Origin of the sequence: Dyadobacter sp. (assembly GCF_017744695.1) — a bacterium.
GTDB lineage: Bacteria > Bacteroidota > Bacteroidia > Cytophagales > Spirosomataceae > Dyadobacter.
Genome location: NZ_JAGIAS010000007.1, coordinates 339,580 through 365,111, shown reverse-complemented (window position 1 = coordinate 365,111; position 25,532 = coordinate 339,580). Strand labels below are relative to the sequence as shown.

The 25,532-nt window shown below is 50.5% G+C and carries 20 protein-coding genes; 9 read left to right on the top strand and 11 right to left on the bottom strand.

Annotated features, from left to right (window positions below):
* Window positions 1–69 precede the first annotated feature (69 nt).
* Window positions 70–1,392 (bottom strand): Nramp family divalent metal transporter, encoded by a 1,323-nt coding sequence (locus J7619_RS24870; protein WP_291205224.1) that lies wholly within the window; start codon window positions 1,390–1,392, stop codon window positions 70–72.
* A gap of 154 nt (window positions 1,393–1,546) precedes the next feature.
* A complete protein-coding gene (locus J7619_RS24865; RefSeq protein ID WP_291205220.1) occupies window positions 1,547–3,007 on the bottom strand; it encodes a TonB-dependent receptor in 1,461 nt (486 codons plus the stop codon).
* Between the two features lie 93 nt (window positions 3,008–3,100).
* Between J7619_RS24865 and J7619_RS24860 the strand changes: the two genes are divergently transcribed.
* Window positions 3,101–3,541, top strand: a complete 441-nt coding sequence (locus tag J7619_RS24860) for a gamma-glutamylcyclotransferase (protein WP_291205218.1) — start codon at window positions 3,101–3,103, stop codon at window positions 3,539–3,541.
* On the opposite strand, the gene J7619_RS24855 is transcribed toward J7619_RS24860, so the two are convergent.
* Window positions 3,531–4,298: a type III pantothenate kinase gene (locus J7619_RS24855; RefSeq protein WP_291205216.1), complete on the bottom strand. Its 768-nt coding sequence runs from the start codon at window positions 4,296–4,298 to the stop codon at window positions 3,531–3,533. The two genes, J7619_RS24860 and J7619_RS24855, sit on opposite strands and share 11 nt — an antisense overlap.
* 176 nt (window positions 4,299–4,474) lie before the next feature.
* Here J7619_RS24855 and J7619_RS24850 point away from each other — a divergent pair, with 176 nt between their 5' ends.
* Window positions 4,475–7,870, top strand: a complete 3,396-nt coding sequence (locus tag J7619_RS24850) for a glycoside hydrolase family 2 TIM barrel-domain containing protein (RefSeq protein WP_291205213.1) — start codon at window positions 4,475–4,477, stop codon at window positions 7,868–7,870.
* A 103-nt stretch (window positions 7,871–7,973) separates the two neighbouring features.
* On the opposite strand, the gene J7619_RS24845 is transcribed toward J7619_RS24850, so the two are convergent.
* From J7619_RS24845 to J7619_RS24825, 5 genes are read right to left on the bottom strand one after another with little or no spacing between them, the layout of a single operon-like run.
* On the bottom strand, window positions 7,974–8,537 hold the full coding sequence (locus J7619_RS24845) for a YceI family protein (protein WP_291205210.1): 564 nt from the start codon (window positions 8,535–8,537) through the stop codon (window positions 7,974–7,976).
* Window positions 8,538–8,545: 8 nt separating this feature from the next.
* A complete protein-coding gene (locus J7619_RS24840) occupies window positions 8,546–9,433 on the bottom strand; it encodes a DUF5777 family beta-barrel protein (protein WP_291205207.1) in 888 nt (295 codons plus the stop codon).
* A 12-nt stretch (window positions 9,434–9,445) separates the two neighbouring features.
* Window positions 9,446–9,964, bottom strand: a complete 519-nt coding sequence (locus tag J7619_RS24835; RefSeq protein ID WP_291205204.1) for a ubiquinol-cytochrome c reductase iron-sulfur subunit — start codon at window positions 9,962–9,964, stop codon at window positions 9,446–9,448.
* Window positions 9,965–10,018: 54 nt separating this feature from the next.
* The gene (locus tag J7619_RS24830; protein ID WP_291205201.1) at window positions 10,019–11,611 is read right to left on the bottom strand and encodes a hypothetical protein; all 1,593 of its coding nucleotides are present in this window, start codon (window positions 11,609–11,611) and stop codon (window positions 10,019–10,021) included.
* Complete coding sequence (locus J7619_RS24825) at window positions 11,592–12,161, bottom strand: RNA polymerase sigma factor (protein WP_106594112.1); 570 nt, start codon at window positions 12,159–12,161, stop codon at window positions 11,592–11,594. The genes J7619_RS24830 and J7619_RS24825 overlap by 20 nt, the downstream gene beginning before the upstream one ends.
* 277 nt (window positions 12,162–12,438) lie before the next feature.
* On the opposite strand from J7619_RS24825, the gene J7619_RS24820 reads away from it, so the two are divergent.
* The 6 genes from J7619_RS24820 (at window position 12,439) to J7619_RS24795 (ending at window position 22,378) form a co-directional block, all read left to right on the top strand.
* Complete coding sequence (locus J7619_RS24820; protein ID WP_291205197.1) at window positions 12,439–14,268, top strand: ABC transporter ATP-binding protein; 1,830 nt, start codon at window positions 12,439–12,441, stop codon at window positions 14,266–14,268.
* On the top strand, window positions 14,265–16,088 hold the full coding sequence (locus J7619_RS24815; protein WP_291205194.1) for a MutS-related protein: 1,824 nt from the start codon (window positions 14,265–14,267) through the stop codon (window positions 16,086–16,088). The genes J7619_RS24820 and J7619_RS24815 overlap by 4 nt, the downstream gene beginning before the upstream one ends.
* A gap of 152 nt (window positions 16,089–16,240) precedes the next feature.
* Complete coding sequence (rseP, locus tag J7619_RS24810; protein ID WP_291205399.1) at window positions 16,241–17,557, top strand: RIP metalloprotease RseP; 1,317 nt, start codon at window positions 16,241–16,243, stop codon at window positions 17,555–17,557.
* Window positions 17,557–18,126, top strand: a complete 570-nt coding sequence (locus J7619_RS24805) for a DUF6702 family protein (RefSeq protein ID WP_291205191.1) — start codon at window positions 17,557–17,559, stop codon at window positions 18,124–18,126. Before rseP ends, J7619_RS24805 begins: the two co-directional genes overlap by 1 nt.
* A 134-nt stretch (window positions 18,127–18,260) precedes the next feature.
* Window positions 18,261–20,777, top strand: a complete 2,517-nt coding sequence (gene lon, locus J7619_RS24800; RefSeq protein ID WP_291205188.1) for an endopeptidase La — start codon at window positions 18,261–18,263, stop codon at window positions 20,775–20,777.
* A gap of 110 nt (window positions 20,778–20,887) precedes the next feature.
* Window positions 20,888–22,378, top strand: coding sequence for a tagaturonate reductase (locus J7619_RS24795; protein WP_291205185.1), 1,491 nt, complete (start codon window positions 20,888–20,890; stop codon window positions 22,376–22,378).
* Here the strand turns inward: J7619_RS24795 and J7619_RS24790 are convergent.
* Entirely contained in the window at window positions 22,356–23,075 is a 720-nt protein-coding gene (locus J7619_RS24790) for a DUF3784 domain-containing protein (RefSeq protein ID WP_291205182.1), read from the bottom strand. The genes J7619_RS24795 and J7619_RS24790 overlap by 23 nt on opposite strands.
* 68 nt (window positions 23,076–23,143) lie before the next feature.
* Here J7619_RS24790 and J7619_RS24785 point away from each other — a divergent pair, with 68 nt between their 5' ends.
* Window positions 23,144–23,758: a Uma2 family endonuclease gene (locus tag J7619_RS24785; RefSeq protein WP_291205179.1), complete on the top strand. Its 615-nt coding sequence runs from the start codon at window positions 23,144–23,146 to the stop codon at window positions 23,756–23,758.
* Here J7619_RS24785 and J7619_RS24780 read toward each other — a convergent pair whose 3' ends face one another.
* Both J7619_RS24780 and J7619_RS24775 read right to left on the bottom strand, forming a co-directional pair.
* Window positions 23,759–24,424: a bifunctional 4-hydroxy-2-oxoglutarate aldolase/2-dehydro-3-deoxy-phosphogluconate aldolase gene (locus J7619_RS24780; RefSeq protein ID WP_291205176.1), complete on the bottom strand. Its 666-nt coding sequence runs from the start codon at window positions 24,422–24,424 to the stop codon at window positions 23,759–23,761.
* 17 nt (window positions 24,425–24,441) lie between these two features.
* Complete coding sequence (locus J7619_RS24775) at window positions 24,442–25,437, bottom strand: sugar kinase (protein WP_106594104.1); 996 nt, start codon at window positions 25,435–25,437, stop codon at window positions 24,442–24,444.
* Window positions 25,438–25,532 lie beyond the last annotated feature (95 nt).

Below are 25,532 nucleotides of genomic sequence, written 5' to 3'. Positions count from 1 at the left end.
CAGAAGTAACTCCCCTATTCGTTTGCTATCAAAAAGTACTACTCATTTAAAATTAAGTACTATTCTTCCCTAAATAATTTGAACAATACCATACCCGCTCACAAACAGGATCGAGAGCACGCTTATCCAGAAAAAAATATCGTACAAAGCCGACGGTTTCAATGCAGCCGGCAGGTTGCGGTAACGGAATACGAGCGATACATACACCACGAGCAACAGCAGAACGGATGTTGCAATACCACCAAGTATTACCATCATTACCGGCGCTTGAAAAAACAGAAACAGCAGGCACCAGGCAATGGGCAGTACCCACGACATAATGCCGATACTGCGCTTTTGTTCGTGCTCCGAGCCGAACTTCATCCAGCCAATCTGCCCGAATGCGTCTCCCCAAACCCTCGCCCAGCTCGCCGCGGCAGTGAACAATGTCGAGTAAAGCACGAAGAATGCGCCAATCAGAAATATATTTTTTGCCCATGGGCCCAGTGTTTCGGTGAAAATGCGGGATAGCGTATCCACCATCTGGTAACCCTCCGGCACAGCACCTCCCGTGTGCAGCACTGCGGCGCCTAACAGGTAAAATGCGGCCGTCACAATAGTATAGACCACCATCGACAATACAGCGTCGAGATACATCACCTGAAACCAGCCTTTCGCCCGGGCAGACCACTCTTTCGTGCCGTCGTTAGGGCCGGTGTAGGCGGCGTAGCCTTTCTCGATACACCAGTAATTGTAATACATGATTTCGTCGCCACCGACGCCGGTTATACCAAATGCCCCGAATGCCGTCGCGACTAGTGCGGTCGGCAGCGAAAATTGCAAACCGCTCTCAAATTGCGGCCAGGTAATGGCATATGGCGTCCATTGGAGGGAAATGACGGATATGAGAATAACGACCGTGAAAAGAATGATCATCACTAGCGAACCTTTCTCCACCGGGCCATAGTTGCCCTTGTAGACCCAGAAAGAAGTGATTAAAACCGAAATAATGGCCCACAAATTGACCGAAATAAAAGGGAAGGCCATATTCAGTACAATGGCGACACCTCCGACAATGCCGCCCACTTGCAGCAATTTCAACCCTTGCAGTGAAAGCCATAGCCAAATGCTCCAATGCGCCTTACCCAGCCGTAACCCGGGCAGGTTATTGAAGTTATACATGATGAATGTCCCGGTGTAAATGGCATTCTTGCCAAATTCCAGCTGCAATGCGACTTTTACGAGACAGCTCAGAATAATGAGCCAGAACATGACGAAACCGGCTTTCGCGCCCAATGCAGTAGTGGCGATCAGCTCGCCGGAGCCTACGATAGCAGCGGAAAGGATGAAACCGGGACCGAGGTATTTGAGCCTGCCGAGGAAAGTGGTGGGCGGGGTTAGGATTTTGGACATAAGGGGGATTTTATATCCAAAAGCTAAGAAGCTTCTCTGCTTACTTTAATATGCCGTGAAGGCACCGCAGCGGCGGACCGCGAATTAGCACGAATATGTCTTCGTGTTCCTTCGTGCCTACACGGTCCGCCGCTGCGGTGGCATATTAAATCAGTTACAAATTCCCCACAGCCTGGTGAATCTGCTTCACCGTATCGACGTAGTTGTTCTCACTAGGAAGCCCGAACAGCGATTTTTCTTTGATAATCTGCGCCACATTCTCCGGCACAAGCTTCTCCCAACCCGGCTCCCCGCGCTTGATCATTTCAAGCACCGAGTCGGTGGTGATGTGCATGTGCTCGGTATTGTAATTCTTAATATCCTCGATCTTGTCGTTCACGATGAGGTATTGGAACAACGGCCGCAAATGATCCGGCACGCGGAAGTTTTCGCAGCTGTAAACCGAACCGTCGGGCTGTAATGTAGGGTAAATGTACAATTTCACCTTCCGGCTGAATAGCGTCGCAAACGATTCGAGAATGCCGCCTTGGAGGAATTGGTAATGCTTTTCTTCGAAAATGTCCTGCAAATTCGGGCTACCGAGCAGCAGGCCGGATTTCAATTTGGTAAGCCGCGACAGGTAAGCCACAAGCCGGTAATATTCATGGTGATTGGAAATCATCACCATGTGCCCCAGCGAGCAAAGGATATCCACCCGATCGAGGAAGTCCTTTTCATCGATATCGCGGTCTCCGGCTTTCAGGTTATGCAATGTGAGCTCTGAAATAAGCACCACTTTCGATTCGTCCACATCTTCTTCGGCCAAAAACTGACGCTGGCCATTGCTGATCAGGTCGATATGCACATTCGTGATCGGGCGCAGGCGACCGCGCATCATGAGGATATGCTTTTTGTACAATGCTTCCGAAGGCTGCAATACGCCGCCATCACTGCCGAACAATGCGGCGTCGGTAAAACCATTCTTCACCAGCCGCAGGCTCATGAGTCGGTTATCGACTTTGGCAAAATCAGGCCCGCTGAAACGTACCATATCGATCTCGATCCGGTCGATCGTCAGATCGTCCATAAGCGACATCAGCAGTATTTCGGGTGATTTATAATAGTAGTAGCAACCGTAAATCAGGTTTACACCGATAATGCCCAAAGCCTGCTGTTGCAGAATATTCTCATCATCGCGCATCCGCACGTGAATCACGACGTAGTTCGTCGGGCCCATGGGCGTGAGCTGGAATTGCAAACCTATCCAGCCGTGTGATTCGTTCGTTTTCTGAAAGTTGAGGGCTACAACTGTATTCGCGAAGGCAAAAAAGGTGCTGTCGACACCGCGTTTTTCCGACAGCCGCTTTTCCACAAGGTTATACTCGCGGTTGAGCATTTTCATCAGTCGGGATTCCACCACGTATCGTCCCCCCTCCTCTGTCCCGTATATCGCGTCGCTGAACGTCATGTCGTAGGCCGACATCGTTTTGGCGATGGTTCCGGATGCGCCGCCGGCTTTGAAAAAATAAGCCGCCGTTTCCTGACCCGCCCCGATTTCCGCAAACGATCCATAGATCCGACGGTCGAGGTTGATCCGTAGTGCTTTTTGTTTTGTACCAAGATTCTTTTCGTACATAACGGTATATTAGTATAATGAAGAAGCTTACATGTAAATATAAGAAAAATACAGTTCTGCATTAAGCGGAATTTCTGATCTTCTGGCAGCAGAATGGAAAAGTTATATAATTTATTCACTTACGGCACTTTGATGCAGGGTTTCGACAACCCCTATGCGCGAAAGCTGCGGTTGTCTGCAAACTATATAGGAAAAGGGTATTTCAATGGAAAATTGTTTCGCATCGAGTGGTACCCGGGCGCGCTGTACGAACCTGATGCGCATACACGCGTATACGGGGAAATTTATCAGTTAAACTCCCTTGAAGTACTCAAAGAACTGGATGAATATGAGGATGTTTTGGAAGATGAGGTGGCGAGTTTGTATGTCAGGAAGGTGGTACCTGTCAGGTGTGGTCAGGAAGTGGTCAAGGATGGTCAGGTACCTGTCAGGGATAGTCAGGAGATGGTCATTGATTGTTGGGCGTATTTGTACAATCAGCCGGTTCTGGACCTGCCTTTGATTGAGGATGGTTATTTCAAAACTAGGCCCTGAGACTTTCGCCGATAATGCGGAGGCCGTCCAAAGTTAACTTTCTGTCAATTTCTGTAAACTCGTCGCGGAGGGTATCGATGATGGAAGACAATCCGCCCGTCGCGACGGCAATGCATTCGCCGCCCAGCTCGGCCCGGATACGGCCCAGCAGCGATTTGACTAACCCTTCATAACCCAGCAAAATACCTGCCTGAATGGCTTCGACTGTGTTTTTACCAATGGCCGAGGACGGGAGTTGAAGCGGTACTTCCGGCAGCTGCGCGGTGTTGGCAAACAATGCTTTGACAGCCGTCACCAATCCGGGCAATATCGCCACGCCGAGGATCTTGCTGTCTTTGGAAACAGTTGTGAATGTCAATGCAGTCCCAAAATCGACGACCACGCAATTTTCTTTATATCGTGTTGAAACGGCTACCGCATTCGCGATCAGGTCCGCGCCGATTTCGTGCGGATGGTCGATTTCGATAGATAATGCGGGGTAAATTTCAGGTCCTACAACAATCACGCCGTCGCCGAACAGCGAGCGGAGCATTCTCAATATCACCGGCGTCAAAGCCGGCACGACACTGCTTAACACGACCGTATCCACATCCCCGAACCACAATCCGGCCTCCAGAAAATGCAACCGGAGCTTCGACTCGTAATGCGCCTCGTTTTCCTGAATCAGCGAGCGCATCCGCCAGATGTGCTCCCAGTTACCGGAATCATGAAGCCCGAATACAGTGTCGGTATTGCCAAGGTCGACGGCTAACAGCATAACAGAGAATTTACATGTGGAAGCAAAATAAAGGCATTCTTTAAATAAAACTTCATGGTGCCCCGGTTTTGCGTCCGTTTCTTTTTGATTATCCCTAATTTTAACGCCGAAATAAAAACGCGTGCTTTCCCTCGTCTAAAATAAAGCACCGCCCGAATGTTACCATCGAAAGTAATATGCAATTTTCTACCTGCCGCGGATTTCTGACACTGCTTTTTTTACTACCAATTCTGAACCAGGGCGTTCAGGCCCAGGCCATTCCCGAGTGGCAGGATCCGCAGGTGATCAGCATCAATACTGAAAAGCCCCGCGCCGACTTTTTCCCCTACTCCACGGAAAAAGCAGCGTTGGCCATGGACAAAAAAGGGCCTTTCGTTCAGTCGCTGAATGGTACCTGGAAATTCAAATGGGCGCAGCATCCCTCGAAGGCACAACTGAATTTCTATGATCCCAAAATCGCCGATGCGAACTGGGACAATATCCCCGTACCCTCCAACTGGCAGGTCGTGGGCGCACGCGAGGGCCGCAAATACGACCGTCCGATTTTCAGTAATATCAAACACCCCTTCAAGGCAACGCCGCCGCGCATTACCGCCGACACCAATGCCGTCGGCATGTACCGTACGACCTTCACTGTTTCACAGGATTTAAAGGATAAACAGGTGTTCCTGCATTTCGGGGGCGTGCAATCGGCCTGTTATGTCTGGCTAAATGGCGTCGCCATCGGGTATCACGAGGATGGCATGACCCCGTTTGAGTTCGATGTGACGGAAGATGTGAAGGCGGGCGTAAACAACCTGGCAGTGGAAGTGATCAACTGGTCGGATGGCAGCTACCTGGAAGACCAGGATTATTGGCGGCTTTCGGGCATTTTCCGCGACGTAAACCTGCTGCTTTTGCCCAAAGTTGTCCTAACCGACTATTCGGTCAGGACGATTCTGGACGCAAACCATGAGCACGCGACCTTGAAACTGAGCGCCTATGTGAAAAACTATGGCGAACAGCCCATTCATGCACACCAGGTACTTTTTACATTATACGATGCCGCCAAAGCCGTGGTCACTACCCCGGTGAGCCAAATGGTGGGCACGCTGGAAATGGGGAGAGAAGGCGCCGTACGTGCCGAAATGCAGGTCCCGAACCCTGCCAAATGGAGTGCAGAAATACCGAATCTCTACACGCTGACCGTGCAGCTGATGAATTCAGATGGCAAGGTCCTCGAAGCGACCAGCCAGCGTGTGGGGTTCAGGGATGTTAAGATAAAAGGCGGCCAGCTGTTGGTGAATGGCAAAGCAATAACTATCAAGGGCGTCAATCGCCACGAATTCGACCCGGAAACAGGCCGTGTGATCAGCCGGGAGTCGATGATCCGCGACATTACTTTAATGAAGCAGCATAATATCAATGCGGTTCGCACTTCGCATTACCCTAATGCATCCGAATGGTATGATCTGTGCGACCAGTATGGCCTATACGTAATGGACGAGGCCAATATCGAGAGCCATGAACTATGGAGCAAGAACATCATCCTGGCCGATAACCCGCAATGGCGTGCGGCATTTCTCGCAAGAGGCAACGCGATGGTGGAAAGGGACAAAAACCACCCTTCGGTGATCATCTGGTCGCTGGGTAATGAGTCGGGAATGGGGCAGAATTTCGTGGATATGGGTGATTTCATCAAACTCGCCGATCCCACCCGGCCTATCCATTACGAAGGACGCAAAGATTATAAACCGACGACGTTAAGCAGTTTCGACATTGTTTCGGTCATGTACCCTTCTATGCAAGACATGGCCGAGTTGGTCAAAAAGGATAAAACCCGCCCGCTCATCGTCTGTGAATATGCGCACGGAATGGGCAATAGCGTGGGCAACCTCAAAGAATATTGGGACCTGATCGAAAAACACCCGACTATGCAGGGTGGCTTCATCTGGGACTGGGTAGACCAGGGTTTAAAGCTGAAACGCCCCGATGGCACCGAGTACTGGGATTATTTCAATTACATCGACGGTGCCAATGCCGGCGACGGCCTTGTGAACCCCGACCGCACGCCCCAGCCCGAGCTGAACGAGGTGAAGAAGGTTTATCAATACATCAAATTCGAAATGCCGGACACGCTGAAAGCCGGGTCGAAAAATATCACGTTACATAATGCCTACGACTTTCAATCGCTGCACGGTTACGAACTGGTGTGGTCGCTCGTAGAGAATGGCAAACCCATGGGCAAAGGCGGAAGCATTGCCAATCTGGCCGCATTGCCACGCCAGAAACAGCAGATTACTATCCCCTACGAACTTCCGGCTTCGGCAAAACCCAATGCCGAGTATTTCCTCAATCTCAGTGTAAGATTAAAAGACGCGACCCACTGGGCGTCCAAGGGCCACGAAATAGCCTGGCATCAGGTACCGGTGGTGAAACTGGCTGCCCCAAGGCCAAACCTCAGCTTGTACAGCGAACGTCCGCTACGCATTGCGCAGATAACCGCGGCGCGCGTGCAGATTTCCGGGCAGGATTTTACGGTCGTTTTCGACAAAAACGAAGGCCGGATGATTTCTTTTAAGAATAAAAAAGAAGAAATGCTCGAAAGCGGCCCATACGCCAACTTCTGGCGCGTGCCGACGGACAACGACGAAGGCGGTGCGGCGAAAAGCTATGCTACACAGTGGCGCAATTTCGGCCTGGATACACTGGAACGCGTTTCTTCGGAAATGAAAACCCAGCGGCTGACAGCCCAGATCTACAAGGTGACGCTCAATCAGACCTTAAAGCAGCCCAAAGGCGAAATGGATGTGCAGTCGGTATACATGGTTTACGCTTCGGGCGATATTCATGTACAAAACACTTTCACACCGAGGGGCGAATGGCCGCCGCTTGCCAAAGTGGGAATGCAGCTGAGAATGCCTGCCACCTTTACCAAAACCCAATGGTATGGCAACGGCCCGCACGAGACTTATGCCGACCGCAAAACGAGTGGAAAAATAGGCATTTACGCCGGTACAGTGGCTGAGCAGCATTTCCCATACATTACCCCTCAGGAAAATGGTAACAAAACCGGCGTCCGTTGGGCTACTGTGACCAATGCGGAAGGTGTCGGGTTGCTCGTGCTGAGCGACACCGCATTCAATTTCAACGTCCATGATTATACGGACAAAGACCTGCTCGCCGCCAAACATCGCGCTGCAGTGCTCAACCGTGGTACCGCGACTGTCGTAAACATCGATCTCGCCCAGATGGGCCTGGGTGGGGACGATAGCTGGTCTCCCCGTGTGCACGACGCGTACCTGCTGCCCGCGCGCGCCTATGCATACTCATACAGAATGCGCCCGATCGAGAATACTTCGAATATCGAGCAAATCGCGGCTGTACGCCTGCCTTATGTTGATCAGAAGGAAACCAATGAAACGGTCGCGATCACAGAAACGGCTCCCGTAGCCGATGAAGCTGTTGCGGATGACGAAGAAGAGGAAGAAGTAGCAGCGACACCGGTCCGTAAAACAACCGTCAGGAAGGCGCCGGCGAAAAAGAAAGTTGTCCGGAAGAGAAAACCGGCCCGCAGACGGCGCAGAAGATAAAAAGAAAAAGACTTGGCAAGTTCAAGAAAGGCTTACCAAGTCTGTAACACCCCACAGTTTTAATAAAGAGCTGACAACATTTAAGAATGTTGCCAGCTCTTTATTATTTTTTATACGGAGCCAATGTATATTTCGCCTTCACCTTGATGATCTGCGCGATTTTCACGAAAACCACCTTCGGTACTTCGATATTGTGATCCACCAGCGCTACCTCAAAGTCGGAACTGATCGTGATCTTTCCGCCCTCGATCTTCATCTTCCCTTTGATCGTCCGCTCCTTGGTAACGCCGTGAACCGTAAATTTTCCGGTCGCCGACACATCGTAGTCGCCGTCTTTGGTATAGTCCGGCGCCTTATCGACCTTTCCCGAAAACGTAGCAGTCGGGTATTTCTCCGATTCGATGTAGTTCTCGTTGAAATGCTCCTGCATCAGTTTATTGGGAAAAGAAAACTCCCGCATATTCATCCGGATCGCGATCTCGTTGTTGGCCGTATTCAGGATCACCTGCGACTTTTTATTCTCCGCCTCAATATTCTCCAAAGGAGTCGATGCCGAGAATTGCGTATTACCGCCAGAAGTGGCAAACATTTGAGCAAATGCATTCCCGGAAAGCAAAGCGGTACTGAACATGGCCAGGCAGGCCACGCGATAAAAATGCGGTTTCATAGTCTGGATCAGTTTGGCTGCTTTTTGTTCTTCTTGTCAAAGCTGAATGTACGGGAAATGTTGAACCCGTAATGGATATCCCCTTTGCCCCAGCTGCCGGTGGTTTCGCCGATAAACTGTTTCTCGATCATGCCAAGGGAATTGGTAAAGTGCAGTTGGAAGACGTGCCCGCCGGTCTCGATATCGACACCAAACGACATCGAATCATGGTAAGGGGCCGTAACTGTGTTCTTTTCGCGGGCGGTGTAAAAGTATTCACCATTCAGCGAAACGCGTTTCGAAAGCTTGAAGCGGCCACCGATACCCACCGCGAAGAGTACTTTTTCATCACCCGTCACGTCCGGCATGGTGCGATACAGATAGGTCGGAGAAAGTTGCAGCGACAGCCGCTCACCAAACTTCCTGGCCACGAGCACTTGGGCGGTATAATACAGTTTGTCCTGAAAATCCCGCTCCTTGTCGACCGTAGTCACACCCGTTCCGCCGAACAAGGTGATCGAAACCGGGATGTTCCGTGCGCCGGTGGTTTGTTTCAGCACTTTATATTTGGCAAAAAAATCATACACTTTCTGCGACGTGCTGCGGCCGACGCCAATTTCCAGGTCGTCTGTCAACCCGTATTCGAAACCGAGACGCATGGTAGCCTGGTCGAGCCCGAAGAACTGGTAGGCGCCCGAGTTCAGCTTCCCGAAACGGTGCGAAATGCGGAAATCCAGGTGCTTTTTCTTCATCGTTTCCACCGACTGCCCGTTCACAACACGGGTCGATTTGAATGTGGCGGTAACCGGAACGGTTTGCGCGCTGTCCTGTTTGGATAACTCATTCAGCAAGTCATCCTGTGCATGTAATACTGTCGATGAACACATCAACATCACGAATAGGCGGAGTACTTTCATGACTGATTGAGATTAAGCCTTCACTGTTAAAGTGTTCCCGTCGGAAGAAACGGTTACTGTATACGCTGTGAGCGGACTCGCCGCCGGCCCTTGCTTTACAGCGCCCGTAAGCGTGAACTCAGATAGGTGTACCGGGCACTGGATATCATTCTGGGCCTTTCTGTAACCCACTGTATTTCCTTCGTGCGTGCATTTCTTCGACAAAGCCACATAATTGCCCGTTGTCGACAGGGCTACCAACACGTCCCCGATTATCTTCGAATTTCCGGCTGTTTTCAAGTCGGTATTGGAGGAGTTAGTTAAATCGATGGTGAAATTGATATTATTACCCGTCGTCGTACCGGATATTCCGTTGCCGCCCGTGCCTGGATTCGGATCTGGATCGGGATTCGGATTGGGATCATCATTTTTCGATCCGCAGGCCGTCATAGTGGTGCCGAGGCAATAGAATGCCATTAATGTTGAGGTGCTGAGCCCAAGACTTCTCAGGAATTCGCCTCTTTTCATGCTTCCTTTCTCAATTGAGTTCATAGTAATAAAGAATTAATTAGTAGATATAATGCAATGATAATGTGGGCATAGTGCTCACTTGAAAACAGGGGTGTAGCGCACCGATAGCCAGAGGCCGGTAGTAATGAGGTTCACTTTTCCGTACCCGACGCGTTTGAGCGGCATCCGGATCGACGGCTCGGCGAGGAGGGAGAGTTTACGGGAAATTCGGTATTCATAGCCGGCTGAAACGTTGGCGTGGCTGAGCCAGTACCAACCGGTTTCTCCATTCCAACCCGGCCACTTCTGCGCATTAGGGTCGTTCGGATCGATATAATAGTATTTGTATTTCTCGCTGTTCATATGGTAGGACGAAAACCCTCCCGTCGCAAACCAGCGAGACCGTTCGCCGGACGCAATATCGTATCGCACATTCAGTGGTATTTCCAGCACTTTGCACACACCATCTATTCCACTCAACGCAGGTGGCGGGTAATAGCCATGCTTGGGCAACCGATAAGCCTCCGCCGGAGCATAGTAATCTTTCCGGCTCCAAACCGCACCACTTTGCAGATATAGCCTTGGCAAAACCGAATATTCCACCAACAACGAAACGGACGTGCCCGGCTTTGAAAAATCCTTCAATCCTACCGTGCTCAAATCCGGCGAATAACCGAACCGGACTGCTGCCAGCGGCTGATCCTCTGCCGATAGTGACGATCGCTTCGGCGGCGCAGGCGGTTCCGGAAGCTCATACACCGGCTCGGAAATCCCGGGCAATTGCAATACATTCCATTTCAACATCTTACCATTCAATGCAGATGCAGAAATCAAAGTCCGGTCGGGCTCATCAACCTTCGTGACCAATTCGCTTGCGACTGCCGGCTGGCTGGCTGCCGGCGGCAGAGACGCCTCGCTGCCCCGCGTATTTGCATTGTTTTTAAAAGAAAGAGCCCCGTCGCCTCCTTCCACTTTTGAGCGGTTAGGCTCTAAGAACACTCCGCCTGCCTTAGATTGGCTCCGGGGCAATGGTTTTCTGCCGTTACCCACGGCAGCATTCAATTCTGATTTAGAGGAAGATTTACCAGCCTCTTTTTCACTGGTTTTCAGTTTGCCGCCAATATCTTTTTTGTTGTTACCAGCAACTTTGTTTCTTTTAGCAACCGGGGCATTTGTATTATCCACAGTCGGATTTTCTTTATCAACACTCGCAGCTGTTTTTACAGCTTCCTCTTCCGAACCTCCCGACTTCCCGACCCCTTCTGACGAACGACCTGATTCCTTAGCTACACCTGACTCCCTGACAACACCTGACTTGACTTCGACCCCGGCATTTTCAGCAGCCTTCACGCCTCCATCCTCCACTACCCCTCTCTCACTTCCTCCATCCTCCGTTTCTTCATTCCCGACAACACCTGACTCATCGACAATTCCTGACTTCTCCTTCCTCCCTTCTCCCTTTCCTCCCTTCTCCCTTTCCATAGAATAGAGCACAATTCCCGCAGGTATCAGCAGCGCCAGCACACCCAGCGGCCACCATTTCCGCCACCATCCGGCCGGAGTTCTCCCGTCCTGCTTATCGAGTTGCTTCCGCAGGTCATTCCAGTCATCGGGTTCGTATGCAGGATCAAGCTCTTCTGATGACTTTCTGAAGAGCTTGTCCAGTTCGTCATCTGGCAACTCTATCATAGTCGTCAATATTAATCTTGGATAACATCTCTCTCAACTTTTCCCTTGCCCGCGACAAATTAGACTTTGACGCCCCAACCGAAATACTCAGTTGTTCTGCAATTTCTTCGTGTGTGTAACCGTCGATGACCGACAAGCTGAATACCAGCCGGTATGCCGGTGTCAGACGCTGGATCAGTCCGACCAGCTCTTCGTGGGAAAGCTTGCTGATAACCGTTTCGTCGACGGACACCTGCTCCGCGACTTCCACGTCGTCAAAAACATCTCTGCGAACTTCCTGTCTGTAATGATCGAGGGCTGTATTAATCATGATTCTGCTCAACCAGGTTTTAAATGGTCGGCTCGCATCGAAACTTTCCAGCTTCGTGAAAACCTTCAGAAATCCATCGTTGAGTATTTCTTTCGCCTCTTCCCGGCTGCGTGTATAGCGCAAGCAAATGCTCATAGCATAGCCGTAGAACTGCTTGTACAACAGCTCCTGACTGCGGCGGTTTTTCTGTAAACAGCCGTCGAGTAGTTCTTGAAGAACGGCGGAGTTATACTCGGGCATGCTATTTGCTTTTTTTAACCAATACGAGGGAATCCGCTACAGGGTTGCCTGGGGTTTGCAAGTTTTTTACAACATTTTTACACCGGCAAAAAGACACATCGTCCGTTCATTGAAAATTTAAGAATTTTTAACCGCAATCGCACGTAAACTTGGCGTTAATGCTGTGCCTTAAGCCGCCCTACCCGGGCGGCTTTAAATAATGCGTACTTTTGCAGACCAGCTATCGAATGTTTATCCAAACCGGGTTTGAACTGATTCCCGGTGTACCTCATATCCAATGGCCAATAATGAAACTGGCAAGGCGTTGCCCGACAAGGAAGCTCCATCTCCGTTTGCTGTAAAAAAAATCAGATGGGAGGGATTAAAGATTACATTCCAGCTACTGCGCTACCTGCGCCCCTATCGGATGATGTTTGTGGCGGGGATGCTTTTCCTTGCATTATCCACCGGTACGTCCCTTGCATTCCCGAAGCTTGTAGGTAGCATCATCGAAGTCATTGAAGGGAAATCCCGGTTCACGATCAATCAGATCACGTTGTTGCTTTTCGTGGTTTTGGGTTGCCAGGCCGTATTCTCGTTCTTCCGTATCTACCTTTTTTCCAAAGTGAGTGAAAAGGCTGTTAATAATATTCGGCTCGATGTTTTCAGCAAGATCATCACCTTACCAGTCCCGTTTCTCGAAGACCGTCGCGTGGGCGAGCTCACCAGCCGCATTACCTCCGATGTCGCGCAACTACAAGGCCTGCTGTCATTTACGCTAGCGGAACTCTTCCGGCAGCTGGCAACGCTGATCGTCGGGATGTCTATTTTGTTTTATACTTCCTGGAAACTGACGCTCTTCATGCTCGCTACTGTGCCCATTCTGGGCGTGGCGTCGGTATTCTTCGGGCGCCATACGCGCAGGCTCGCGCGCAAGGCAATGGACCAGCTCGCCGCAGCGAATGTCGTGGTCGAAGAAACGTTGCAATCGGTGAACGTGGTCAAGGCGTTTACCAACGAGCCGCTGGAAATTAACCGCTACCGGACGATCCTGGATCAGGTGGTCGAACTTACGCTGCGTTCCGCGCGGTACCGGGGCGGGTTCGTATCATTTATCATTTTCGCTACATTCGGCGGGATCGTGGGGGTAGTTTGGTACGGGGCGGCTTTGGTACAGGCCGGTGAATTCGGGCTTTCGGATCTGTTCACATTCATCCTTTATACCACTTTCATCGGCGCGTCGATCAGCGGAATGGGTGATTTGTATGCCCAGATCAGTCGCACGGTAGGTGCGTCGGAACGTATCTTCGAAATTCTGGGAGAAGCGCCCGAGGTTTCGGTAGAGGAAGCTCAAAATGCGGTGGCAAGCCATGTAGAAGGCCGCGTAACTTATCAGGACATCCATTTTGCCTATCCATCAAGGCCCGATCTGCCGGTTTTGAAGGGTGTTTCGCTGGATATTCAGGCAGGCGAAAAAATAGCGCTGGTGGGATACAGCGGTGCGGGCAAATCAACCATTGTTCAGCTCCTGATGCGCTTCTACGAATATCAATCCGGTGAAATCCTCGTCGACGGCAAGCCCGTCCGGGAATATGGCATTTCGGCGCTAAGGAAAAATATCGCGATTGTACCACAGGAAGTCATGCTTTTTGGCGGGACTATCTATGAGAATATTGCCTACGGAAAACCCTCCGCATCACGGGAAGCCATCATTGACGCCGCAAAACGCGCTCACGCGCTGGAATTTATCGAATCTTTTCCCGAAGGGTTTGAAACTATCGTCGGCGAGCGGGGTATCAAGCTTTCCGGCGGCCAGCGGCAGCGCATTGCCATTGCAAGGGCTATTTTAAAAGATCCCAAAATCCTCATTCTTGACGAAGCGACCAGTTCGCTCGACGCTGAATCCGAAAAATTGGTACAGATCGCACTGGATGAGCTGATGGAAAACCGCACAACGATCGTGATCGCGCACCGGCTCGCTACGATCCGGAAAGTCGATATGATTTACGTCCTGCGCGAAGGCCGGATCGCAGAATCCGGAACGCACCAGGCATTAAGCACTGTTCCGGACGGCGTGTATGCCAACCTCATCAAACTGCAATTTGAAAACGTCGAAACCCTTTCATGAAAAACGCTGAACCAAACCAGTCTGCCTCGTTTTTTCAGACTGAAAAAGAAAAAGCAACTGTCGCGGAGCAACAAGAGCATGAACGGTTTAAAAACATTGCATTCATGCGGTTGGGAACTTTCACAGGCATGGTCATACTCGCCCTGCTTTGGAATAAAACCGGCATGGCATACTGGGGCGTCGGGATACTGGTATTACTGGTAATTTTCCTGATCCTAATGCGGAAACAGCAAGAGGCCCGCACCAACCGGAATTTCCAGCGCAACCTGGTAGCGATCAACGACGACGAACTCGCCCGCCTCGATCTGCGGTTCAAAAGGCCCGAAACCGGCGCGGAATTCCGGGAAAAAGATCATAACTACTCCGACGACCTCGACATTTTCGGAGAATTTTCCCTTTTCAAGCTTCTCAACCGCTCCCGTACCGCGGAAGGAAGCCGCCGGTTGGCCAATTGGCTCAAAAATCCCGCCAATGCCGCCGAAGTAGACCTCCGGCAGGCAGCCGCTGCTGATTTCGCCCGTCACCCCGAACTCATCCAGCAATGGGAAGCCACGGCATTGCTTCATAAACATGCGGCTAAGCATGTAGGTGAGTTTCAGGAATGGGTCGTAGAGCCATTTCCGGCGCCGTTGGAAAACGCATTGCCGCTGCGCTGGTATCCTTTGCTGACACTCTTAATCGCTGTATTATATTTTGCCGGAGCGCTGCCCGGCATCGTTGTGTTGATAAGCCTCGGAATCCACCTTGTCATATTGGGCCGCTATGCCGGCTTTGTGAAATTGCTCGCGAACAGTACAACCTCGATGGGCCAAACGCTCACCGCTTATTCCGATTTGCTCAAAAAAGCAGAGCATGCCCCTTATCAATCGGCATGGTGGCAAGCAAGAAAGACCCGGATCGCCGGCTCCTCGGCTGCATTAGCCAAGGTCGGAAATCTCTTCGAGAAGCTGGATTACCGCAACAATCCCTATTTCGCCATTTTCATCGGCATCCCCACGCTCTGGGATATGCATTGCCTCGCCAGCCTCGAAAACTGGAAGGCCATACATCACCAGCACCTCAACGACTGGCTGGACGTACTAGCCGATACCGAAGCGATGAACAGCCTGGCAGGCCACGCATTTGCAAACCCCGAATACATCGTTCCCGATGTTCAACATGTACCCGAGGTTACGATCGCCGCCACAGCACTGGGCCACCCGCTCATTCCTGCCGCCAAACGGATCAGTAACGATTTCGGCATGCGGGGTACAGGCAAGACGATTTTGGTAACGGGTTCGAATATGTCGGGGAAAAGTACCTTTTTAAGAACGATCGGCCTGAACCTCGTCCTCGCGCAAATGGGCGCGGTTGTGAGTGCGGGGGCATTCGCGTGCTCGCCTGTACGGGTGTTCAGCAGCATGCGTACGCAGGACTCGCTGGAAGAAAGCACCTCGTCATTTTATGCAGAACTTAAACGGCTGCGGAAATTACTCGGATTGTCAGATGAAAACGCCGTAGCCCCGGTGTTCTACCTGCTTGACGAGATATTGAAAGGTACCAACTCCGCCGACCGGCATCGGGGCGCGGAGGCGCTGATCCGCCAGCTGCATGCTAAAAAGGCGTCGGGCATGGTATCCACCCACGACCTCGAACTCGGGGAGTGGGGTGCGACCGAGTCCTACATCCACAACTTCCATTTCCGCTCGGATGTGGAGAATGGCCAGCTGCATTTCGACTACCGTTTGCACGAAGGCATCTGCCGGAGTTTCAACGCGTCGGAGCTCATGCGGATGATGGGCATCGCTATCGGTCCCGACAAAACCCCGCTTGCACACTGATACCGGGCATTTGTACGGTTGTTTAGGGATTTGCGTAACTTTACTGTTTACATTTACGTTTAAAACACTGATCCGGCAGCGGAGATCGAACTTTTTTTGATTAACAATTAACCCGTAACGATTACAAAACCTGAATGGAATTACAGAAAGCATTGGAAATATTGATCATGGCAGGGCAGCTTATCCTGGGCCTGTCGATCCTGGTGGGGTTGCATGAGTGGGGGCACATGGCCGCCGCAAAATTGTTCGGAATGAGGGTTGAAAAATACTTTATAGGCTTTCCTCCTAAAATTTTCAGTTTTCAAAAAGGCGAAACAGAATATGGTATAGGTGCTATCCCGCTGGGCGGGTTTGTCAAGATTTCCGGAATGATCGACGAGTCGATGGACACCGAGGCGATGAGCCAGGAACCGCAACCGTGGGAATTCCGATCCAAACCGGCCTGGCAACGGCTGATCGTGATGCTTGGCGGCATTATCGTGAACGTGATCGTGGGTATTATCATCTTCATCGCTATCGCTTATCACGAGGGCAAGCAGTTCCTTTCGATCAATGAAGTAAACAGATATGGTATCGTTGCAGGCGAGCTGGCACAAGAAATCGGTTTGAAAACCGGTGATAAAATTATCCGCGTCAATGGCAAGCCTTTCACGGATTTCAGCGATGTGATCAGCTCCGACGTTTTCCTGGGAAGCAACAGCTCCTACACAGTCGACCGCAATGGCCAGGAAGTACAGATCGAGATCCCTAACAATTTCATTGAAAAACTATCCGATCCTGACGAGAAACGCAACTTCATCCGTGCGCTGGAACCTTTTAAAATCGGCGAACTGATCCCGGGAATGCCTGCCGAAAAAGCAGGATTAGCGGTTGGCGACGAAATTACAGCGATCAATGGCACGCCTATCCATTTCTTCCACGAATTACAGGCCCAGCTAGAAAAACTGAAAGGAAAAGAAGTTGCATTGGTAGTGCAGCGCGGCGGTGCTCAGCAATCACTGAAAGCGGCAATTAGCGAAGACGGCACCCTCGGATTCTATCCTGAAAGCCTGCTCAACTTTACTGTTGTTCAATACACTTTCGGCGAAGCCGTGGCTGTTGGCACAGAAAATGCTTTCGGTGTGGTGTATAACAATATCAAAGGTTTCGGTAAAATATTCCGCGGTGAAGTTTCCGCTTCCAAAGCGCTGAGTGGGCCTATCGGCATCGCGCGTATGTTTGGTGGCGTTTGGGACTGGGGCCGTTTCTGGCAGCTCACCGGCTTGCTATCGATGGTGCTTGCATTCATGAATGCACTTCCGATTCCGGCATTGGATGGTGGCCACGCGGTGATACTGTCGTATGAAATCATCTCAGGCCGCAAGCCTTCCGACAAATTTCTTGAAAACGCCCAAAAAGTAGGCATGGTACTCCTTTTGGGCCTGATGGCTTTCGCCATTTTCAACGACGTATGGAAAGCGGTATTTTAATGAAAGGTAGGACGGAAGACCAAAAGGAAAAAGTCAGGAAGTCAGGAAGGTCATTGCGCTTTCCTGGCTTCCTGACCTTTTTTTCACCTCCCATCTTCCTCCTTTCCTCCCTATTACTCCTCACGTCCTTCAAACCCAAACACGACTACCACGTTTCGGTGACGCAAATGCAATACAATGCTTCGTCACGATCGTTTGAAGTGAGCATCCGGATATTTACCGATGATCTGGAAAAGGCATTATCTCAAAGCCATGCCAAACAACGTTTTGTGATCAAGGACAATGATCAAAATGATCGCTTCGTTGAAGAATACATTCGCAAATCGTTTGTCTTGACAGATAGTCAGAAAAAAAATACGCCTATCAAATATGTCGGGAAAGAACAAGAGGCGGATGCGACATGGGTGTATCTCGAAATCCCTTTTCAGGGCGCTTTGAACGGCTGTAAACTTTTGAATGTTACCCTCATGGAAGTTTTTGACGATCAGGTCAATATGACGAACGTTAAATTCCAGTCCGAAAAAAAGACGCTTTTATTTAAAAAAGGACAGACTTCTCACCTGCTGTAATTAGTTTGTGACCACTCAAAAAATGCATGACATAATGTGTAGTGGCACGGCTATTTTGTTTTATAATGCCTTTCTTTTGAAAGTCATTATTTATATATTGGGAAAAGATTATCTGTCAATTTGACAGAATGCCTATGAAATTTGAACCTTCTGATCTATATAGCCGGCTGCTGATGTCCGACTCGGACATGGATAGCCTTGAAATCGTTCCTCTTGGTGGCCCCGACGGCTCTGACGAGCCTTTTGAACTTCCCAATGAACTAGCGATACTTCCGATCAGGCAAACGGTGCTCTTCCCGGGGATGGTCATTCCCGTGACAGTGGTACGCCAGAAAGCCATCAGGCTTGTTAAAAAGATATACCGCAATTCCGATATCAATCAGCGTATTCTCGGTGCCGTCACACAAGCCATTCCCAACAAGGAGGACCCTACGGCGGAGGATCTTTACAACATTGGTACCGTCGCTCAAATCCTGAAAATGATCACCTTGCCGGATGGCAACGTGACGATCATCGTTCAGGGGCGTCAGCGTTTCGAGATCAAAGCCATTGTAAACGAAGAGCCTTATCTGACAGCCGAAGTGCGGCCAATCGAAGATTCGTTTGTGGGACCTACCAAAAAAGAGGCGAAGGCATTACTGCAATCGCTTCGCGATGGTGCGCACAAGATCATGCGCCTGAACCCGGAAATCCCGCAGGAGGCACGCATTGCACTGGATAACATCGAAAGCCCGATTTTCCTGATCCATTTCCTGTCGTCGAACATCAATGTAGAAGTCGCCGACAAGCAAAAATTGCTCGAAGAGCGTAACGGCCACAAACAGGCCACGCTTTTGCTGCAATACATGATGCGGGAGATTGAAATGCTGGAACTGAAACGGGAAATCCAGACAAAAGCCAGCTCGGATATCGACCAGCAGCAACGCGACTACTTCCTCCGCCAGCAGATCAAGGTTTTGCATGACGAGCTGGGAATGGATAGCCCGGAGCGTGACCTTGATGAAATCCGTCTGAAAGCCAGCCAGAAAAAATGGTCGGAGCCAGTGAAGATGCATTTCGAGAAAGAGTTGAGCAAATTGCAGCGCATTAATCCGATGGCCCCCGAGTACCCGGTAACGATGAATTACCTGGAAACACTGGTGGATTTGCCATGGGGACAATATACCAAAGACAATTTCGACCTGGTAAGGGCTCAGAAAGTCCTCGATGCCGATCATTTCGGCCTCGAAAAGGTGAAAGAACGCATTATTGAATACCTGGCCGTACTGAAACTGAAAGGCAACCTGAAAGCGCCTATCCTTTGCCTTTACGGCCCTCCGGGGGTGGGTAAAACCTCGCTGGGGAAATCCATTGCGAAGGCCCTGAACCGGGAGTATATCCGTATGGCGCTCGGCGGGGTGCACGATGAAGCCGAAATCCGCGGCCACCGCAAGACGTACATCGGCGCGATGCCGGGTAAGATCATCCAGAATATTAAAAAAGCAGGTTCTGCCAACCCGGTATTCATCCTGGATGAAATCGACAAAGTAAGCTCCGATTACCGCGGTGACCCTTCTTCCGCATTGCTGGAAGTACTCGATCCGGAACAGAACTCTTCATTTACTGATAATTATCTGGAAGTAGAATACGACCTCTCGAAGGTACTTTTTGTAGCCACCGCCAACTCGCTGGACACCATTCACCCCGCATTACGCGACCGGATGGAGATCATCGAAATGACTGGCTACACCATCGAAGAGAAATTGCAGATCGCGAAACGTTACCTCGTTCCGAAACAACGCAAAGACCACGGGCTGAAATCGACAGATGTGAAAGTGGACGACGCCGCTTTGCTGAAAGTGATCGAAGGCTATACCCGCGAGTCGGGCGTACGTAACCTCGAACAGAAGGTGGGCACGGTAGTTCGTAAGATCGCGAAATCGGTGGCGATGGAGCAGGATTATCCCAAGACTGTCAAAGCGGACCAGGTCGAGAAATACCTTGGCGCCGAGATTTTTGACAAGGATTTGTACCAGGGCAACGACTTCGCAGGCGTTGTTACCGGCCTTGCATGGACCTCGGTAGGTGGCGAAATCCTCTTTATTGAGACAAGCCTGAGCCGTGGGAAAGGTGGATTGACATTATCGGGCCAGTTGGGTGATGTAATGAAAGAATCCGCGGTTGCCGCATTGTCGTACCTTAAAGCCAATGCAGAAAGGCTGGGTATCGATTACCGCATTTTCAATCACTACGATCTGCACGTACACGTACCAGCGGGCGCAGTGCCCAAGGACGGACCCAGCGCGGGCGTGACGATGGCTACTTCAATGGCTTCGATATTTACACAGCGCCGCGTGAAACCTTATATCGCGATGACGGGCGAAATCACATTACGTGGGAAAGTGCTCCCGGTAGGTGGTGTGAAGGAAAAAATACTGGCAGCCCGCCGCGCGGGCGTGAGGGAGATCATTCTTTGCGTGAAAAACCGCAAGGATGTGGAAGAAGTACCGGCGAACTACATCAAAGACCTGACTTTCCATTACGTGGACCAGGTTGATGAAGTATTAGGTATCGCGCTGCTTCCCGAAAAAGTGAATAATCCGATGAACTTCGTTTTTCCCGATGAAAAGAAAGAAAAAGAGGAAAGCGGATTTGTTACGATGACGGTTTAGCTCCGGCTTAAAGAATATACCAAAGAGGTGCTCAAAAGGCGCCTCTTTTTGTTTAGGGGTTATACTTTCCAAACGGCGTCATACTTATCAAACCTTTTATCTACTGAAAAATGTCGTTACCGCAGCTTTCTCCCCAACTGCTCGACCAGCAGCCCGAACTTCTTCCCGAACACCGGAAACTTCTCGCATTGCCTGAAAAAATAATCCAGTTCGGCACAGGGGTACTCTTACGTGGCTTGCCGGATTATTTCGTCAACAAGGCCAATGCAGAAAGCATTTTCAACGGCAGGATCGTTGTGGTGAAGTCCACCAGCACCGGGGGAACGGATGCGTTTTCGGAACAACAGAATGTTTTCTCCCATAGCATTCGCGGAATTGAAAACGGCCGGCAGATCGACGAAACAGTTATCAACAGCAGCATCAGCCGTACCCTTGCCGCTGCCAGCGACTGGGCCGATATCCTCGAATGCGCCCACAATTCGGAGCTTAATATTGTTATTTCAAATACGACGGAAGTGGGTATCCAGCTCGTCGACGATCATATTTTCGCTAATCCGCCCATCTCTTTTCCCGGTAAGCTGACGGCCTATTTGCTGGAACGCTACAAAGCATTCAACGGGGCGCCGGAATCCGGGATGGTAATTGTTCCCACGGAACTGATCGTCGGCAACGGCCCTAAACTGAAAGCTATCGTATTGGAACAGGCGCAACGGCATGGCCTGGACAGGGCGTTTATCTACTGGCTTGAAAACCATAACCACTTTTGCAGCTCGCTGGTGGACCGCATTGTTCCCGGCAAACCCGACGCTGAAACGGTGCAGGCGCTTTCCGAAAAACACGGCTTCCGCGATGATCTGCTGATCGTTTCCGAAGTATACCGCCTCTGGGCCATCGAAGGTGACCAGCATGTTCGTAACGTACTGAGCTTTGCCCAGGCCGACAAAGGTGTGGTGATTGAGCCGGATATCGACCTGTTCCGCGAGTTGAAGCTAAGATTGCTCAATGGCACGCATACGCTCGCCTCAGGCCTCGCTTACCTGCACGGCCTGGATACGGTTCGCGAAGCAATGGAAAATGCCGAAACAGCGCAATTTATCGCAGATGTCATGCTGAAAGAACTTGCGCCGGCGATCCCTTACGATGTCGATCCCGCACAGGCGCAGGAGTTCGGTAACCAGGTGCTCGACCGCTTCCGCAACCCTTTCATCCGCCACCAGCTGATCGACATTACCGTTCAATACACGGCCAAGATGAAAATGCGCAACATTCCGACGCTTCTGAACCATTATCGGAAGTCCGACGAAGTCCCTGCATTGTTTGCCAAAGGATTTGCCGCATTCCTGCGGTTTATGAAGCCTGTGGTGCATAAGGACGATGCTTATTTCGGCGAACGCGACGGGCAGTCTTATCCGATTCGCTGCGACTCTGCGGCTTACTTTGATGAAAAATGGAAGAATGCCGCATCGCCGGCAGATCTGGCGCAGCAAGTTTTAGGCGATGCTTCGCTTTGGGACACCGACCTTACATTGCTGCCGGGCTTTGCCGACGCCGTGAAAGGCTATATGACCGAGCCCGTATTTACCGGGACTTCCACGCTTTAAGCTGATTATATAACTCGGTAGCCGAAACGGCATCCGAACTGAAATAGATCTCATCCCCGACTGTCCTGATCAACAGGAAGGGATGGGATTTTTTATTGATATACAATCTGACGATGCGCCCGTCGTCGGTTTTGAAGGCCCCTTTCGCGAACTCCCCGGCCGCGAAGCCATTTGCCTTGCTCGAAATATCCGGCAGGCTGTCGGTAACAGTGAAGTCGGTCACATCCTCCCGCGCAATTTTCATTCCGGAAAGGCCTTTGATTTCCAATGTACGTGTGGTCAGGAATATCTCGCTGTTCTTCATTCCTGTGAACATCAGGTAGCCCACGCCTACTACTACTACAATCAAAATAGCCATGACGATGTACGTCCCCACTCGCTGACCACTCGTGCCCGTATAGTAGCGGTTTCCTACGGCGATCATGTACACGTACGCCAAAAGCGGGTACATAATCATGAATCCGGAAGCCAAATTGGTATTAATTGCATTCAGGATGAGTACCCCTGCCAGCTCGCTGATGCCCAAAAATATGTGGAAGCGTTTGAAAAACTTTACGTAGGAAACAATGTCCATCTTCGCACGGTCGGCCTCGGACATCGTGTTGTAGCCTGATAACAGGTACTTCGCATTACCCGGCGTCACGATAAACCCCAGTGAAAACAAAACCAGCGAAATGATGATGGCAACGGTAAGCATAACTTTGTCACGGCTAATTGCCTTATAAGTTACAAAATTATGCAGGAGAAAGTCAATTGGCTTTCATTTTGGCAAATGCTATATTTACCAAAGAGCACATTATGTTTATCCCATTGAAAATACCCGCATATCCGTCTTTCTCAGACGATGAGTTGGTCGCATTCTGCATGGCCAATCCCGGACTGGGTGTGGAGCGCAATGAGTATGACCAGCTGTACATCAATGCGACACCCACTTCCGCCCTGATCAGTTCCAATAATAGTGAATTAATCGGCGAGTTAGGAATCTGGAACAGGGAGTACAAAGCAGGCAAAGTAGTGGATTCTAATGGAGCTTTTTTCCTCGGAGATTCCTCCATGCGAGTACCGGATGTAGCGTGGATACATATCGATCGCTGGAATGCGATGAGCAAAGCAGAAAAACGGTCATTTCCTCGTATGGCTCCTGACTTTATAATTGAATTAAAGTCCGAAACCGACAGCTTGCGCTATTTGCAGAAGAAAATGATCAAATGGATCGAAAACGGCGTGAGGCTTGCCTGGCTCGTATGTCCGGACAGCCAGACAACCTACATTTACGAACCGGACAAGCCTCAGCTTGCAATGCATTTTGAAGAAACGCTGTCAGGCGGCGAGGTACTTGTCGGTTTCTCCACCCGCCTGAGCGATATTTTGGAATATTAATCAGCTGTTCGCGCGGAACTCCTTCACGAGCGCAATGCTTTCTGCAACTTTTTGCTCGATCCAGGGGTAGTTTCCTTGCGCTACCACGTCTTTCGGGAACAGGTTTGAGCCTAAGCCGACAGCATAGGCACCAGCGCCGAACCATTCGTTGATGCTCTCTTTGGTAGGCTGTACGCCACCTGTCACCATGATTTTCACTTTCGGCATAGGCCCGCGGATCGCGCGTACGAATGCGGAACCTACCACTTCACCCGGGAACAGCTTCACTACTTCGGCACCCGCTTGCTGCGCGTTGTAGATTTCTGTCAGCGTAGAAATGCCGGGAATCCAGGGAATGCCCGCCTTCGCGCAGGCTTCACCTACCGCTGGATTAAGGCAGGGCGTAACGATGAAATCGGTGCCTGCATCGATGAATTTTTGTGCAGTTTCCGCATCATAAATCGTTCCGATACCCAGTGACAGACCAGGTAGGCTTTCCTTTACATAAGCCAGAAGTTCCGTAAATACATTGTATGCATTATCGCCGCGGTTCGTGAACTCGAATGCACGTGCACCCCCACGGTACGCCGCATTGATTACTTCTTTGGCGATTTCAATATCCGCATGATAGAACAGCGGCAGTACGCCGACTTCGTTCAAAAGTATCAGTGTTGTTTCTTTATCCATGATTGTTGGCCAGGTTACTAGCGTTTGATTCTTCCTGAGGTCTCTCCCTGACGAATGGCTTCCACTTCGGCGATCGTCGAGATCAAAGCGTCGCCTTCGATGGTATGCTTCAATGCAGATGCCGCCACACCGAATTCCAGCGCTTTTTGCTGGTCATCGAACGTAATGAGGCCATGAATAAGGCCGGCAATGAATGCATCGCCGCCGCCTACACGGTCGATGATCGGGTTAATTTCGATGTCTTCCGTTTCGAGCAACTCCTTGCCGTTCCACAAAAACGCCCTCAGCAGGTTGTGCGATGCGCTAATCGACGTTCTTTTGGTATCCACCACAGTTTTCACCTGCGGGAAAGCCTTCTGTAAGTTGACGCAGGATTCGACAAAATCGTTTCCATCGATGTCAAAAATCTCCTTGATATTGATGCTGTTGGCGATCACAACATCTGTTCCGGCTGTCAGCTCGGGAAGAATATCGGATGGCTTTTTACCATATTTCCACAAATTAGCACGGTAAAAAATGTCGCCTGATACGGTAATGTTACGTTTGCGGGCTGCTTTAATGCCGTCAAGCAATGCATCAGCTGCTTCCTGCGACAATGCAGGGGTAATGCCCGCCCAGTGAAACCATTTCGCGTCTTTCAGGATGTTATCCCAATCCAGTTCTTTGGGATCAATAGTCGCCAGGGATGAATTGGCACGATCGTACACGATCTGACTGCCTCGCATAGCAGCGCCGGTTTCGAGGAAATAAACGGCCATTCTCGGGCCTCCGAAAAGAATGTGCGATGTGTCGACGCCGTGGAAATGCAGGTACTGAGCCGCCGCACGTCCGATGGGCGAATCAGGGAAACGGGTAACGTGCGCCGTACTGTGCCCCCAATATGCCAGAGCGGTCGAAACGTTCGCTTCGCCACCAGCATATGTTACATTCAATTGACGGGCTTGTTCAAAACGGGAAAAACCAGGAGTGGAAAGCCGCATAAGGACTTCCCCGAAGGATACTATCTGAGCCATATTTTAAACTATTGCCCGTTTGCCAAAGAATGAAGCTCCCTGACGGGCCATTGAAAAATGATTACGCGCCAAAATTAAGTATTAACATTAAAATA

Bases quoted from the DNA above. Each gene is read 5' to 3' on its own strand.
- J7619_RS24860 (WP_291205218.1), top strand. From the start codon at position 3,101: ATGGAAAAGTTATATAATTTATTCACTTACGGCACTTTGATGCAGGGT.
- J7619_RS24865 (WP_291205220.1), bottom strand. From the start codon at position 3,007: ATGTACGAAAAGAATCTTGGTACAAAACAAAAAGCACTACGGATCAAC.
- J7619_RS24795 (WP_291205185.1), top strand. From the start codon at position 20,888: ATGTCGTTACCGCAGCTTTCTCCCCAACTGCTCGACCAGCAGCCCGAA.
- J7619_RS24870 (WP_291205224.1), bottom strand. From the start codon at position 1,392: ATGTCCAAAATCCTAACCCCGCCCACCACTTTCCTCGGCAGGCTCAAA.
- J7619_RS24840 (WP_291205207.1), bottom strand. From the start codon at position 9,433: ATGAAAGTACTCCGCCTATTCGTGATGTTGATGTGTTCATCGACAGTA.
- J7619_RS24775 (WP_106594104.1), bottom strand. From the start codon at position 25,437: ATGGCTCAGATAGTATCCTTCGGGGAAGTCCTTATGCGGCTTTCCACT.
- J7619_RS24815 (WP_291205194.1), top strand. From the start codon at position 14,265: ATGAAAAACGCTGAACCAAACCAGTCTGCCTCGTTTTTTCAGACTGAA.
- J7619_RS24805 (WP_291205191.1), top strand. From the start codon at position 17,557: ATGAAAGGTAGGACGGAAGACCAAAAGGAAAAAGTCAGGAAGTCAGGA.
- J7619_RS24855 (WP_291205216.1), bottom strand. From the start codon at position 4,298: ATGCTGTTAGCCGTCGACCTTGGCAATACCGACACTGTATTCGGGCTT.
- lon (WP_291205188.1), top strand. From the start codon at position 18,261: ATGAAATTTGAACCTTCTGATCTATATAGCCGGCTGCTGATGTCCGAC.
- J7619_RS24820 (WP_291205197.1), top strand. From the start codon at position 12,439: ATGGCCAATAATGAAACTGGCAAGGCGTTGCCCGACAAGGAAGCTCCA.
- J7619_RS24835 (WP_291205204.1), bottom strand. From the start codon at position 9,964: ATGAACTCAATTGAGAAAGGAAGCATGAAAAGAGGCGAATTCCTGAGA.
- J7619_RS24850 (WP_291205213.1), top strand. From the start codon at position 4,475: ATGCAATTTTCTACCTGCCGCGGATTTCTGACACTGCTTTTTTTACTA.
- J7619_RS24845 (WP_291205210.1), bottom strand. From the start codon at position 8,537: ATGAAACCGCATTTTTATCGCGTGGCCTGCCTGGCCATGTTCAGTACC.
- J7619_RS24790 (WP_291205182.1), bottom strand. From the start codon at position 23,075: ATGCTTACCGTTGCCATCATCATTTCGCTGGTTTTGTTTTCACTGGGG.
- J7619_RS24830 (WP_291205201.1), bottom strand. From the start codon at position 11,611: ATGATAGAGTTGCCAGATGACGAACTGGACAAGCTCTTCAGAAAGTCA.
- J7619_RS24780 (WP_291205176.1), bottom strand. From the start codon at position 24,424: ATGGATAAAGAAACAACACTGATACTTTTGAACGAAGTCGGCGTACTG.
- J7619_RS24825 (WP_106594112.1), bottom strand. From the start codon at position 12,161: ATGCCCGAGTATAACTCCGCCGTTCTTCAAGAACTACTCGACGGCTGT.